General features: G+C 68.2%; 14 protein-coding genes. 9 read left to right on the top strand and 5 right to left on the bottom strand.

The features are described 5' to 3' along the window. Positions 1-173: 173 nt before the first annotated feature. Positions 174-2,003, bottom strand: a complete 1,830-nt coding sequence (dnaA, locus tag AB0E24_RS12750; RefSeq protein WP_359376581.1) for a chromosomal replication initiator protein DnaA — start codon at positions 2,001-2,003, stop codon at positions 174-176. Between the two features lie 436 nt (positions 2,004-2,439). Between dnaA and rpmH the strand changes: the two genes are divergently transcribed. The 9 genes from rpmH to AB0E24_RS12705 all read left to right on the top strand — a co-directional run bounded on the left by rpmH (position 2,440) and on the right by AB0E24_RS12705 (position 9,301). Next, a complete protein-coding gene (gene rpmH / locus AB0E24_RS12745) occupies positions 2,440-2,577 on the top strand; it encodes a 50S ribosomal protein L34 (protein WP_003956500.1) in 138 nt (45 codons plus the stop codon). 24 nt (positions 2,578-2,601) lie between these two features. Then, positions 2,602-2,985: a ribonuclease P protein component gene (gene rnpA / locus AB0E24_RS12740; RefSeq protein ID WP_079152838.1), complete on the top strand. Its 384-nt coding sequence runs from the start codon at positions 2,602-2,604 to the stop codon at positions 2,983-2,985. Beyond that, on the top strand, positions 2,982-3,299 hold the full coding sequence (gene yidD / locus AB0E24_RS12735) for a membrane protein insertion efficiency factor YidD (protein ID WP_030827780.1): 318 nt from the start codon (positions 2,982-2,984) through the stop codon (positions 3,297-3,299). Before rnpA ends, yidD begins: the two co-directional genes overlap by 4 nt. A gap of 3 nt (positions 3,300-3,302) precedes the next feature. Further along, complete coding sequence (gene yidC, locus AB0E24_RS12730; protein ID WP_069861223.1) at positions 3,303-4,442, top strand: membrane protein insertase YidC; 1,140 nt, start codon at positions 3,303-3,305, stop codon at positions 4,440-4,442. Positions 4,443-4,457: 15 nt separating this feature from the next. Further along, complete coding sequence (locus AB0E24_RS12725; RefSeq protein WP_020869968.1) at positions 4,458-4,967, top strand: Jag family protein; 510 nt, start codon at positions 4,458-4,460, stop codon at positions 4,965-4,967. 111 nt (positions 4,968-5,078) lie between these two features. Then, a complete protein-coding gene (gene rsmG, locus AB0E24_RS12720) occupies positions 5,079-5,792 on the top strand; it encodes a 16S rRNA (guanine(527)-N(7))-methyltransferase RsmG (RefSeq protein WP_069861440.1) in 714 nt (237 codons plus the stop codon). A 337-nt stretch (positions 5,793-6,129) separates the two neighbouring features. Then, positions 6,130-7,218 carry a ParA family protein gene (locus tag AB0E24_RS12715; protein WP_079152837.1) on the top strand — a complete coding sequence of 363 codons (1,089 nt, stop codon included), beginning with the start codon at positions 6,130-6,132 and terminating at the stop codon, positions 7,216-7,218. Beyond that, entirely contained in the window at positions 7,215-8,360 is a 1,146-nt protein-coding gene (locus AB0E24_RS12710) for a ParB/RepB/Spo0J family partition protein (protein ID WP_359376577.1), read from the top strand. The genes AB0E24_RS12715 and AB0E24_RS12710 overlap by 4 nt, the downstream gene beginning before the upstream one ends. 323 nt (positions 8,361-8,683) lie before the next feature. Beyond that, complete coding sequence (locus AB0E24_RS12705) at positions 8,684-9,301, top strand: GNAT family N-acetyltransferase (protein ID WP_037954609.1); 618 nt, start codon at positions 8,684-8,686, stop codon at positions 9,299-9,301. Positions 9,302-9,395: 94 nt separating this feature from the next. Here AB0E24_RS12705 and trxA read toward each other — a convergent pair whose 3' ends face one another. The 4 genes from trxA to sigM form a co-directional block, all read right to left on the bottom strand. Continuing rightward, the gene (gene trxA, locus AB0E24_RS12700; protein WP_069861217.1) at positions 9,396-9,725 is read right to left on the bottom strand and encodes a thioredoxin; all 330 of its coding nucleotides are present in this window, start codon (positions 9,723-9,725) and stop codon (positions 9,396-9,398) included. Between the two features lie 42 nt (positions 9,726-9,767). Beyond that, a complete protein-coding gene (trxB, locus tag AB0E24_RS12695) occupies positions 9,768-10,718 on the bottom strand; it encodes a thioredoxin-disulfide reductase (protein ID WP_069861215.1) in 951 nt (316 codons plus the stop codon). A gap of 151 nt (positions 10,719-10,869) precedes the next feature. Continuing rightward, positions 10,870-11,838, bottom strand: coding sequence for an RsmA family anti-sigma factor (locus AB0E24_RS12690; protein ID WP_069861213.1), 969 nt, complete (start codon positions 11,836-11,838; stop codon positions 10,870-10,872). Continuing rightward, positions 11,835-12,524 carry an RNA polymerase sigma factor SigM gene (gene sigM / locus AB0E24_RS12685; RefSeq protein ID WP_069861211.1) on the bottom strand — a complete coding sequence of 230 codons (690 nt, stop codon included), beginning with the start codon at positions 12,522-12,524 and terminating at the stop codon, positions 11,835-11,837. Before sigM ends, AB0E24_RS12690 begins: the two co-directional genes overlap by 4 nt. Positions 12,525-12,535 lie beyond the last annotated feature (11 nt).

The raw sequence follows: 12,535 nt of genomic DNA, 5'->3' as shown, positions 1-12,535 counted from the left end.
GCTGTGCGCGGCGACGCGCGGCCATGACAGCGATGAACGGCCCTGCGCGGCGGCACGCGGCCATGAACGGCCATGAACGGCCATGAACGCTGAAGGGCGCCCCGGGAGTTGTCCGTCCCCGGAGCGCCCTTCAGCGGTTCGCGGTGGCCGTGTGCGGCCCCCTCGCAGCCGTCTCAGCCGTTCTTGATGCGGTTGGTCAGCTCGGTCACCTGGTTGTAGATGGAGCGCCGCTCGGCCATCAGCGCCCTGATCTTGCGGTCGGCGTGCATCACCGTCGTATGGTCGCGGCCGCCGAACTGCGCGCCGATCTTGGGCAGCGACAGATCGGTCAGCTCCCGGCAGAGGTACATCGCGATCTGCCGCGCGGTGACCAGCACCCTGCTGCGGGAGGCGCCGCACAGATCGTCGACCGTATGCCCGAAGTAGTCGGCGGTCGCCGCCATGATCGCGGTGGCGGTGATCTCCGGGGCCGCGTCCTCGCCGCCGGGGATCAGATCCTTCAGCACGATCTCGGTGAGCCCGAGGTCCACCGGCTGCCGGTTCAGGCTCGCGAAGGCCGTCACTCTGATCAGCGCGCCCTCCAGCTCACGGATGTTGCGGGAGATCCGCGAGGCGATGAACTCCAGCACCTCCGGCGGAGCGTTCAGCTGCTCCTGCACCGCCTTCTTACGGAGGATCGCGATACGCGTCTCCAGCTCCGGCGGCTGCACATCGGTGATCAGGCCCCACTCGAAGCGGTTGCGGAGCCGGTCCTCCAGGGTGACCAGCTGCTTGGGCGGCCGGTCGGAGGAGAGCACGATCTGCTTGTTGGCGTTGTGGAGCGTATTGAAGGTGTGGAAGAACTCCTCCTGCGTCGACTCCTTGCTCGCCAGGAACTGGATGTCGTCGACCAGCAGGATGTCCATGTCGCGGTAGCGCTTGCGGAACGCGTCCGCCTTGCCGTCGCGGATGGAGTTGATGAACTCGTTGGTGAACTCCTCCGAGCTCACATAGCGCACCCGGGTGCCGGGGTAGAGGCTGCGTGCGTAGTGCCCGATGGCATGCAACAAGTGGGTCTTGCCGAGCCCGGACTCCCCGTAGATGAACAGCGGGTTGTACGCCTTGGCCGGTGCCTCGGCGACGGCGACCGCCGCGGCGTGCGCGAAACGGTTGGACGCGCCGATGACGAAGGTGTCGAAGAGGTACTTGGGGTTCAGCCGCGCGGTCGGCTCACCGGGGCCGGACGCGGGCGCGGGCTGAGCGGCGAGCGGGCCGGGGGCGCCGGTCTGCGAGGGCAGGACGGGCGGTCCGCCGCGGGCGCGCTCGAGCGGATCGGGCAGATCGTGGCGCTGCTCGTACGGCGGGCGGTCGGGGCCCGGCCCGGGACCGCCGTGGCCGCCGTGGCCGCCGCCCGGGCCCGGGCGCTCGGCGCCCGGACCGCGGTAGTCGCCGCGCGGGTGCTGGTCGTACGGCTGCTGGTCATAGCCGGACGAGGAGTGCTGGGAGGCGTAAGGATCGCTCTCGGGAAAGCCGCCGAGCCGGGGCTGCTGCCAGCCGTAGTCGTCACGGGGCCGTGGCCAGGCGCCCGGATCGGGGCGCGGCTGCTGATAGCCGGGGTAGGCGGGGCGGGCCGACGGCAGATCGTCCGGCGCCTGGCGGCCGTAGCCGTCCCGGCCGTCGTAGCTCTCGTAGGACTCGCGCTGCTCGCGCTGCGGCTGCGCGGGGACGATCGGTTCGCCGGCCGACTCGTCGACCGTGATCGCGATGCGGATCGGGCGGCCGCACTCCCGGCTCAGCGTTTCGCTGACGACGGGGGCCAGCCGGCCCTCCAGTACGCCCTTGGCGAATTCATTGGGGACGGCGAGCAGCGCGGTGTCGGCGACCAGAGCGAGGGGCTGGCACCGCTTGATCCAGTGCTCGTCCTTGGCCTCGACGCCTTGTCCGCCCTGCCCGGAGCCCTCTCCCAGCAGCCGCTCGAGCACACGTGGCCACACTGCGGCAAGATCGGCGGGTACGTCAGCCACAGGGCACGCTCTCTCACTCGCTGGGTGGGGGACGCCGACAGGTCCCACGAATGCGTGGTTCTCGGGACGGGCGTGAAGGAATCGGAGCCCAGCCACGGTAGTCAGGCCGGGGTGCACGGTTCAAGTCGTTGTCCACAGGGTGTGTACAAATGTGCCATGCGATGTCGCCGGGCGTTCCCTTGCCCCTACCCTGAGGGGGAAAGCGCGCTGTCAGGGTGTCGGCCACCGGTTTGACCGGATGGCGTAACCGCGCGTACCGTAACGAGGTCGAGTTGTCGATGGCTGCTGCCGCCTGCCTCCGATGGGCAAGGATCACGGGCGTGATGACCTGTGATCGTGAAGCGGTGCACTCGGGCGTATTGCGAGCTACTCGTGGGCGCACGGTGACAGCCAAGCGATAGACCGCCACCTTCCGATTCATCTCTGGAGCCCCCGAGTGAGCAAGCGCACCTTCCAGCCGAACAACCGTCGTCGCGCGAAGACCCACGGCTTCCGGCTGCGGATGCGCACCCGTGCCGGCCGCGCGATTCTCGCGTCCCGCCGCAGCAAGGGTCGCGCCCGCCTGTCGGCCTGAGCAGCCTGACCCAAGGTCCATGACGTGCTGCCTACCGAGCATCGGCTGAGGCGGCGCGAGGACTTCGCGGCCGCGGTACGCCGAGGACGCAGGGCCGGTCGCCCGCTCCTTGTCGTCCATCTTCGTACCGGCCTCACCAGCGGTGATACGGACCCGCACGCATCCGGGGAGAGTGCTCCTCCGGCGCGTGCGGGTTTCGTCGTAAGCAAGGCCGTGGGCGGCGCCGTCGTCCGTAACCTGGTGAAGCGGAGACTGCGCCATCTCATGCGGGACCGCATCGACCGTTTTCCCGCAGGTAGCCTTGTGGTCGTACGGGCGCTGCCCGGCGCGGGTGAAGCGGGTCACGACCAGCTGGCCCGTGATCTCGACACGGCAGTGCAGCGGCTACTGGGAGGGGTGCCGCGATGAAGTACCCGCTGCTGTGGTTGATCAAGCTGTACCAGTGGACCATCAGCCCGATGTTGGGACCGGTCTGCAAGTACTACCCGTCGTGCTCGCACTATGGCTATACGGCCATCGATCGGCACGGCGCGGTAAAAGGAACGGCGCTGACGGCCTGGCGCATCCTGCGCTGCAACCCATGGTCGCTCGGTGGCGTCGACCACGTCCCGCCCCGGAAGCGTCCGGTGTGGCACCAGCGGCTGCGGAACCGCCTCGGCGGGCATCCGGCTGTGGAGCCTGCCGCACAGCCCGAGACCCAGCCCAACGCCCAAGGAGCCTGATTCGTGGACACGATCCTCGGTCCTCTTTATGACGTAGTTTCCTGGATCATCGTCCAGTTCCACTCGTTCTACAGCTTGATCTTCGATCGGGACAGTGGCTGGGCGTGGGGTCTGTCCATCGTTTCGCTGGTGGTGCTGATCCGTATCTGCCTGATCCCGCTCTTTGTGAAGCAGATCAAGTCGACGCGGAACATGCAGGCGCTCCAGCCCAGGATGAAGGCGATCCAGGAGCGCTACAAGAGCGACAAACAGCGTCAGTCCGAAGAGATGATGAAGCTCTACAAGGAGACGGGCACCAACCCGCTCTCGAGCTGTCTCCCGATTCTGGCGCAGTCACCGTTCTTCATTTCGCTGTACCAGGTGCTCAACCACATCGCGAACAACCGGACGGTCGGTGTCATCGACCAGTCCCTGCTGGACAGCGCCCGTAACGCCCATATCTTCGGCGCTCCGCTGTCGGTGAAGTTCCTGGACTCGGCCTCGAAGATCGAATCCCTCGGCGCCTCGCTGACCGATGTCCGCATCGTCACGATCACCATGATCGTCCTGATGTCGGCATCGCAGTTCTTCACCCAGCGCCAGCTGATGACCAAGAACGTCGACCTCACGGTGAAGACGCCGTTCATGCAGCAGCAGAAGATGCTGATGTACATCTTCCCGGTCATGTTCGCCGTCTTCGGTATCAACTTCCCCGTCGGTGTCCTCGTCTACTGGCTGACCACCAACGTCTGGACCCTGGGCCAGCAGATGTTCGTCATCCGCCGTAACCCGACCCCGGGCAGTCTCGCCTTCCAGGCCCGCCAGGAGCGGCTGCGGGCCAAGGGCAAGCTGAAGGAGGAGCCGGCCGAGGTCGCCGCGAAGGAGGCGGCCGAGACGGCGCGTGCCAACCGTCAGCAGCCCAAGCGCCAGACCAAGGCGCAGCGGGCCACGACCGGCCACAGCAAGGCCAGCTCGCAGTCGGGTCCCCCGGTCGATATGGAGAAGTCCACCGCTGCGGACAAGCCCGCCGAGAAGCAGGGCGCGGGGCAGAAGAAGGGCGCGCAGGGCGGCAAGCCGGCCGGCGGCTCGGCTTCCGGCTCCGCCCGTGCGAAGTCCGGCCAGCGCAAGGGCCAGCAGCGCCCCAAGCACCCGTCCAAGAAGTAACGAAGGAGTCCATCCGTGACGGAAGGCACCACCCCGGCCGCCGAGGGTGTCGACACCCTGACCCGCCTTGAGCAGGAAGGGGAGATCGCGGCCGACTACCTCGAGGGGCTGCTGGACATCGCGGACCTCGACGGCGACATCGACATGGACGTCGAGGCCGATCGCGCAGCGGTGTCGATCATCAGCGACTCGACCAGCCGCGATCTCCAGAAGCTGGTCGGTCGCGATGGCGAGGTGCTGGAGGCCCTTCAGGAGCTGACCCGCCTCGCGGTGCACCGGGAGACCGGCGACCGCAGTCGGCTGATGCTCGACATCGCCGGATACCGGGCCCGTAAGCGTGCCGAGCTGACCGAGCTGGGCACCAAGGCGGCCGAGGAGGCCAAGGGCACCGGTCAGCCGGTGAAGCTCAAGGCGATGACGCCCTTCGAGCGGAAGGTGGTGCACGACGCGGTGGCCGCCGCCGGGCTGCGCAGCGAGTCCGAGGGCGAGGAGCCCCAGCGCTGCGTGGTCGTGCTTCCGGTCTGAAGCAGTACCGCCTCGTGATCCACCCGGCCCCGTCTGCACGCAGACGGGGCCGAATCTTGTCAGCCTTACATCATCGTTCAGCACAGTGTTCGGTACGGAAGGATGGTCCCCGTGACGGAAGCAGCGGAGCTCCCCCCAGCGCCCCCCGAGGCAAGGGATGTATTCGGTGACCGTTTCCCGGAGGCCGTCCGCTACGGCGAGCTGCTGGCCGATGTGGGAGTGACGCGCGGGCTGATCGGCCCGCGTGAGGTGCCGCGGCTGTGGGAGCGGCATCTGCTGAACTGCGCCGTGCTCTCCGAAGTGGTGCCCAACGGAGTCACCGTCTGCGATGTGGGCTCGGGGGCCGGGCTTCCCGGTATCCCGCTCGCCCTGACCCGGCCGGATCTCCGGATCACGCTTCTGGAGCCCCTGCTGCGCCGGACGAACTTCCTGCGGGAAGTGGTGGAGCTGCTGGGGCTCGAGCATGTGACGGTGGTGCGCGGCCGCGCCGAGGAGGTGCTCGGCAAGCTGGCTCCGATGCATGTGGTGACGGCTCGGGCAGTGGCCCCGCTGGACCGGCTGGCCGGCTGGGGGGTTCCGCTGCTGCGCCCGTACGGCGAGATGCTGCTTCTGAAGGGCGACACCGCCGAGGAGGAGCTGAAGCAGGCCCGGGCCGCGCTGGGCAAGCTGGGGGTGGTGGAGACCTCGGTGCTGCATGTCGGTGAGGGTGTGGTGGACCCGCCGTCGACGGTGGTGCGGGTCGAGGTCGGGGAGAGCCCCGGAGGTGTGCGCTTCGCGGCGAAGCGGGCCAAGGCGGCTCGGCGGTCGCCGCGCCGTCGCCCCTGAGCCATCGACCTTGATCAGTGTCCCTGATCAGTTGGCTTCGATCACCCGGCTCCGAGTCATCGACCCTGAGCTGTCTGTCCTGAGCTGTTGGCCCTGAGTCGTCGGCCCGGAGTCGAGGGCGTTGCTCCATACAAGCTGGCAAAACTACGCATACCGGAGTGTCGCGACCAATCGGCGAGGCGTCCCGTGCATCGTGTTTCACGTGAAACGTCGCTCCCTGCTGCATGGAATCATCAGTCGCGGTCGTGCGGCGGCCTCGCCCCGCGACCGCCGACCCCGTATGAACGTGGATTCATCCACAGGAGAACGGGCCTCGCTGGTTCACGACCCCAAAAGCATGGCAGGCTCTGCTTATTGCGAGCCTGATGTCGAGGAGAGTGAATCCTTGCGGTCCGACGCCAACATCGCGGGGCCGATGACCGATCCGGTCCCCGGTCCCCGTACTGAATTGTCGGGGGAGGATGTTTCACGTGAAACGCCGCCCCCGATGGACGACACCCCGATCGGTCGTGCCGCTCAACTGGCGGTAGAAGCCCTGGGCCGTGCCGGTGAGGGACTGCCCAGGCCGGAGCAGACCCGGGTGATGGTGGTCGCCAACCAGAAGGGCGGGGTCGGAAAGACCACGACGACGGTCAATCTGGCCGCCTCGCTGGCCCTGCACGGAGGTCGTGTTCTGGTGGTCGACCTTGACCCCCAGGGCAATGCGTCGACGGCGCTGGGGATCGACCACCACGCCGAGGTTCCATCGATCTATGACGTGCTGGTCGACAGCAAGCCGTTGTCCGATGTGGTGCAGCCGGTCCCGGATGTGGAGGGACTGTTCTGCGCTCCGGCCACGATCGATCTCGCCGGTGCCGAGATCGAGTTGGTCTCCCTGGTGGCGAGGGAGAGCCGGCTTGAGCGGGCCATCGAGGCATATGAGCAGCCGCTGGATTACATCCTGATCGACTGCCCGCCTTCGCTGGGTCTGCTGACGGTCAATGCGCTGGTGGCCGGTGCGGAGGTGCTGATCCCGATCCAATGCGAGTACTACGCGCTGGAAGGGCTGGGTCAGCTGCTGCGGAACGTGGACCTGGTGCGGGGCCATCTCAACCCCAAACTCCATGTCTCGACGATCCTTCTCACCATGTACGACGGCCGCACCCGGCTGGCCTCTCAGGTCGCGGACGAGGTGCGCAGCCACTTCGGCGGTGAGGTGCTCCGGACGAGCATTCCCAGATCGGTGCGTATCTCCGAGGCCCCCAGCTATGGGCAGACCGTCCTCACCTACGACCCCGGGTCGAGCGGGGCGCTCTCCTATCTCGAGGCGGCCCGTGAGATCGCCCTCAGAGGTGTCAACGTGAACTACGACGCCCAGCACGCTCATGCCTTGCCCGAGTTCAGCCAGCACGACCAGCACAGCAGCATGCAGGAGGGGATTCAGTGAGTGAGCGACGCAGAGGACTGGGCCGTGGGCTCGGTGCCCTGATTCCTCCCGCGCCGAAGGGGACGGATAGCGCCGGGCCCTCGGCGGGGGCGGGAACGGTCACGACGACCGGGGCCACCACCTCACCGACCGCGGTCCCGGTGCTCACCCAGGAGCGCGGAGTGGCGGCGGCCAAGGTGGCCGGTCTGCCCACGCATACGGTTCCACAGGAAACGGAGCCCGCACCGCGGGAGAAGGAGCCCGAGGCCGTCGAGCCGGTGGTGATGCCGGAGGAGGTGGCCGGGGCTCATTTCGCCGAGCTGCCGCTGGACTTCATCACCCCCAATCCACGGCAGCCCCGCGAGGTCTTCGACGAGGACGCGCTCGCCGAGCTGGTCACCTCGATCCAGGAGGTCGGTCTCCTCCAGCCCGTCGTCGTACGGCAGTTGGCGCCGGAGCGCTATGAGCTCATCATGGGCGAGCGCCGCTGGCGGGCCTGCCGTGAGGCCGGGCTGGAGAAGATCCCCGCGATCGTCCGCGCCACCGACGACGAGAAGCTGCTACTCGACGCGCTGCTGGAGAACCTGCACCGGGCTCAGCTGAACCCGTTGGAGGAGGCGGCCGCGTACGACCAGTTGCTGAAGGACTTCAACTGCACGCATGACGAACTGGCCGACCGTATCGGGCGCTCACGTCCGCAGGTCTCCAACACCTTGCGGCTGCTGAGGCTCTCCCCGTCGGTTCAGCGCCGGGTGGCCGCGGGGGTTCTCTCCGCGGGACACGCCCGGGCGCTGCTCTCCGTGGATGACCCGGAGGAGCAGGACCGGCTGGCCCACCGCATTGTCGCCGAGGGGCTCTCGGTGCGTGCGGTGGAGGAGATCGTCACCCTGATGGGGTCGCGGTCGGGTGGTACGACGAAGTCCAAGAGTCCGAGGGCGGGCGCGAGGGTGTCCCCCGCGCTCACGGATCTGGCGTCGCGTCTCTCCGATCGGTTCGAGACCCGGGTGAAGGTCGACCTCGGTCAGAAGAAGGGAAAGATCGTCGTCGAGTTCGCCTCGATAGAGGATCTGGAGCGGATCCTCGGCTCGCTGGCTCCCGGTGAGGGGCCGGTGCTGGAGCAGCCGCTCTCTCCCGAGGGCGAAGAGGCGGACGAGGACGAGTGAGGCGCTGCCCGTGCGGCCATGCCGTAGGGGCAGCGCATGGGGCGGGTCGCGTACCGAGATGGTCGGAACGCGACCCGCTGTTTGCCAAAGGGCGGTATCGGTGCAATCTCGGCACGGATACGATGCGATCAGATAGGGCGGATCCATGTGGAGGCGCCGTATGTGGAGGTCAGGGCCATGCGATCGGTGAGCCGCACCGGACTGGTGGCCACAGGATTGGGCCTGGGCGCTGTCGGAGGTTTCGTCGGCAGCCTGCTCAGGGAGCGTAGTGCGCTGTCAGCCGCCCGTGGCGCGGCTGGCCACGGAAGTGAAGGACTGGCTTCATGGGGCGTCGGCTCGTACCGCTCACGCTGGACAACCTCCCGGACATCCCCAAGCGCTGTCGCGCCTGTGTCTTCTGGGAACTCGATCCGGTCAGCGGCGAGGCAGCCGTAAGGGCCGGCCGGCCGGAGCTGGAGAAGGAGGCATGGATCTCGGCCGTACTGCTGGAGTGGGGCTCCTGCGGCCGGGTGGTCTATGTCGATGAGGTTCCGGTGGGCTTTGTGCTGTACGCGCCGCCGGCGTATGTGCCGCGCTCCACGGCCTTCCCCACCAGTCCGGTGGCGGCGGATGCCGTCCAGCTGATGACGGCATGGCTGATGCCCGGATACCAGGGGCAGGGGCTGGGCCGGGTGATGGTGCAGACCGTCGCGAAGGATCTGATCCGCCGGGGCTTCAAGGCGGTGGAGGCGTTCGGGGACGCCACCTGGAAGGAACCGGCGTGTGTGCTGCCCGCCGATCATCTGCTGGCCGTGGGCTTCAAGACCGTACGGCCGCATCCGCGCTACCCCCGGCTGAGGCTTGAGCTGAGGACGACGATCTCCTGGAAAGAGGATGTCGAGCTGGCGCTGGACCGGCTGCTCGGCGCCGTCCAGAAGGAGCCCGCGCTTCGGCCGCTGTAGAGGATTCCCCGCGCTGTACAGCGTTCCACGTGAAACACGAAGGGGCTGCCCGTACGGGCAGCCCCTTCGTGGATGAGGACGACGCGAGGTTCGCTCAGCCGATGAAGTCGGACAGGTCGCGCTCGATGGCGGCCTTGGGCTTGGCACCGACGATGGTCTTGGCGACCTCGCCGCCCTGGTAGACATTGAGCGTCGGGATGGACATCACGCCGTATTTAGCGGCCGTCGCCGGGTTCTCGTCGATGTTGAGCTTGGCGATGACGATCTTGTCGGGGTGCTCGGCCGCGATGGCCTCCAGGGAGGGGGCGATCTGGCGGCACGGACCGCACCACGCGGCCCAGAAGTCGACGAGTACCGGCTTGTCGCTCTTGAGGACCTTCTCCTCGAAGTCGGCGTCCGTCACGGTGACCGTGGCACCGGCCATGGCAATCTCCTTAGTGAGTTGGTGCAGGGGTGGGAAGCGAAGTCAGACGGTGGCGTCGCCCTGACCGAGCGAGGCCAGGTACCGCTCGGCGTCCAGCGCCGCCGAGCAGCCGGTGCCGGCCGCGGTGATCGCCTGACGGTAGGTGTGGTCCACGACATCGCCCGCAGCGAAGACACCGGACAGGTTCGTCCGGGTGGTGGGCGCATCCACCTTCAGGTAGCCGTCGTCGTCCAGGCCAAGCTGGCCCTTGAACAGCTCGGTCCGCGGGTCGTGGCCGATCGCGATGAACAGCCCGGTGACCGGCAGCTCCGAGGTCTCGTCCTTCTTGACATCGCGGATGGTGAGACCGGAGAGCTTGCCGTCTCCGTGAATCTCCTCGACCACGCTGTCCCAGACGAACGAGATCTTCGGGTCGGCGAAGGCCCGCTCCTGCATCGCCTTGCTGGCGCGCAGGGTGTCCCGGCGGTGGACCACCGTGACCGACTTGGCGAACCGCGACAGGAAGGTCGCCTCCTCCAGGGCCGTGTCGCCACCGCCGATAACGGCGATGTCCTGGTCCTTGAAGAAGAACCCGTCACAGGTGGCACACCAGGAGACACCACGGCCGGAGAGCTCGTCCTCGCGCGGCAGTCCCAGCTTGCGGTGCTGAGAGCCGGTGGCCACGATGATGGTCTTGGCACGGTGGACCGTACCGGCGGAGTCGGTGACGGTCTTGATCTGCTCACTGAGGTCGACCGCGGCCACATCGTCCGGGATGAGCTCGGCGCCGAAGCGCTCGGCCTGGGCCCGCATGTTGTCCATCAGATCGGGGCCCATGATCCCGTCCCGGAAACCGGGGAAGTTCTCCACATCGGTGGTGTTCATCAGAGCACCACCGGCGGTTACGGAGCCTTCGAAGACCAGCGGCTTCAAGGAAGCGCGGGCGGTGTAGAGCGCGGCCGTATAGCCCGCGGGCCCGGAACCGATGATGATCACGTTGCGGACGTCGCTCACGGATGACTTCCTTGTCTCTGCCGACTGCCGGACTGCTGACTGGGCGGGCGGCTCCGGGTTCCCCCGGAATTCCGCTGCCACCCCACCCAACGGATCCTACGGGTCAGGCATTCCCGAGCGCTGTCAGGCAGGGCCCTGTGTGCGGTGTGCCTCAGTGCCGGGGGTAGGTCCGGGTCACCAGAAGCTCCCCGGGAGTCGACGGGGACGCCGAGACGCAGGATGCGTCGATCACGAAGGCGTCGACGCGTGTGCTGTCGGAGGGGTGCGGGAGGACGACGATATAGGCGGTCTGGCCGTCGTAGGTGTCCTGCTGCGCCGCGAGAGCCGGTTCCTTGCGCCCGGTGCCGCTCTGTACACAGGACGGCACCTCAGGGTCGTCGTCGGCGCGCAGCGGCACATCGGGTGAGTTGCCCTGCCCGGTGACGCCATCCGACGCGGTGGACTTCCGGTCGGCGAGCAGCTCGTGCACGCGGTCCTTGAGCGTGCCCGAGGAGAGGGTGGACTTCCCGGCGGAGCTCTGGCTGGCATGAGCCTGCTGGTCGGCGTCGCCGTGATCACCGGAGGAGCCGCTCGGGATGAAGAACGAACCGATACCGATCACCGCCGCGGCGCATGCGCCACCGAGGACCACCTTGCGCCAGCGGCGAGCGCCCCCCGGGCGGGTGCCGGGTCCGGTGGATCCCCGTCCCGGCCCGGTGGCCCCACGCGGACGCCCGGCGGGTCGGTCCGTCGCGGTGGAGGTCTTGGAGGCGGGCTGCACGGTGTCGGAGCCGGAGGAGCTGGAGGTGCTGTCGGCCGTTTCACGTGAAACGGGCTCGGGCTCCGGAGTTTCACGTGAAACATCGGCCACGCCCTCGGGGGCGGTCGCGTCGAGAAGCGCTTCGGCGGCCAGCGCCGCGTCGATCCGGCCCGCGATCTCGGCGGGCATCCGCACCGGCCCGGGCAAGGTCCCGAGCAGAGAGCGGATCTCGTCCAGGGACTCCCATACGTCCGTGCACAGCGCGCAGCTCGCGAGGTGAGTGCGCACATCGACGGCGCGGGACGGAGAGAGCAGACCTTCGGTGAGTGCGGAGATCTCCGCGACCTCAGGGTGCTCGTCCGTGTCCGTCGAGGATGTCACGCTCGCCCACCTCCGCCCTTCACGGCATCTGTGTCGTTCGGTCCTGCCGTCGGTGGGACGGACGTCCCCTGCGTCCGGTTCCTTCCCACGCCCGAGGGTGAGCTACCCCTCCCGCTGGGGTGGAGATGTGAGAGCAGCGGCAGCAGCCGTGCGCGGCCCCGGGCACAGCGGCTCTTCACCGTGCCGGTGGGAACCTCCAGGACTTTCGCCGCCTCGGCGACGGGGTAGCCCTGCATATCGACCAGCACCAGGGCCGCGCGCTGCTCGGGAGGGAGGGTACGCAGCGCCCGCAGCAGTTCGCGATGGAGATCACCGCGTTCGGCGGGAGCGGCGGCTGATTCATGGGGTTCCAGAAGTTGCTCGAGCCGCTCGGTGTCGTCGACGGGGGAGGTACGACGGGAGGCGGCCTTGCGGGCACGGTCCAGACAGGCGTTGACCGTGATGCGGTGGAGCCAGGTCGTCACGGCGGACTGGCCCCGGAAGGTGTGCGCGGCGCGGTAGGCGGAGACGAGCGCGTCCTGGACCGCGTCGGCTGCTTCCTCACGGTCGCCGAGGGTGCGCAGCGCCACCGCCCAGAGTCTGTCGCGGTGGCGCCGCACTATTTCGCTGAAGGCGTCCGGGTCGCCGTCGACGTGCCGGGCAAGGAGCTCGCTGTCGCTCGCCCCGCCGATGGTGGCGTCGTCCAACGTTGAGCCCC

It is taken from the genome of Streptomyces malaysiensis subsp. malaysiensis (assembly GCF_040653035.1).
Classification (GTDB): Bacteria; Actinomycetota; Actinomycetes; order Streptomycetales; family Streptomycetaceae; genus Streptomyces; species Streptomyces malaysiensis.
The sequence above is the reverse complement of the archived record's forward strand: the minus strand, read 5'-3'. Positions and strand labels throughout refer to the sequence as shown.

Bases quoted from the DNA above. Each gene is read 5' to 3' on its own strand.
- yidD (WP_030827780.1), top strand. From the start codon at position 2,982: ATGAAGTACCCGCTGCTGTGGTTGATCAAGCTGTACCAGTGGACCATC.
- AB0E24_RS12715 (WP_079152837.1), top strand. From the start codon at position 6,130: ATGGCAGGCTCTGCTTATTGCGAGCCTGATGTCGAGGAGAGTGAATCC.
- AB0E24_RS12705 (WP_037954609.1), top strand. From the start codon at position 8,684: ATGGGGCGTCGGCTCGTACCGCTCACGCTGGACAACCTCCCGGACATC.
- trxA (WP_069861217.1), bottom strand. From the start codon at position 9,725: ATGGCCGGTGCCACGGTCACCGTGACGGACGCCGACTTCGAGGAGAAG.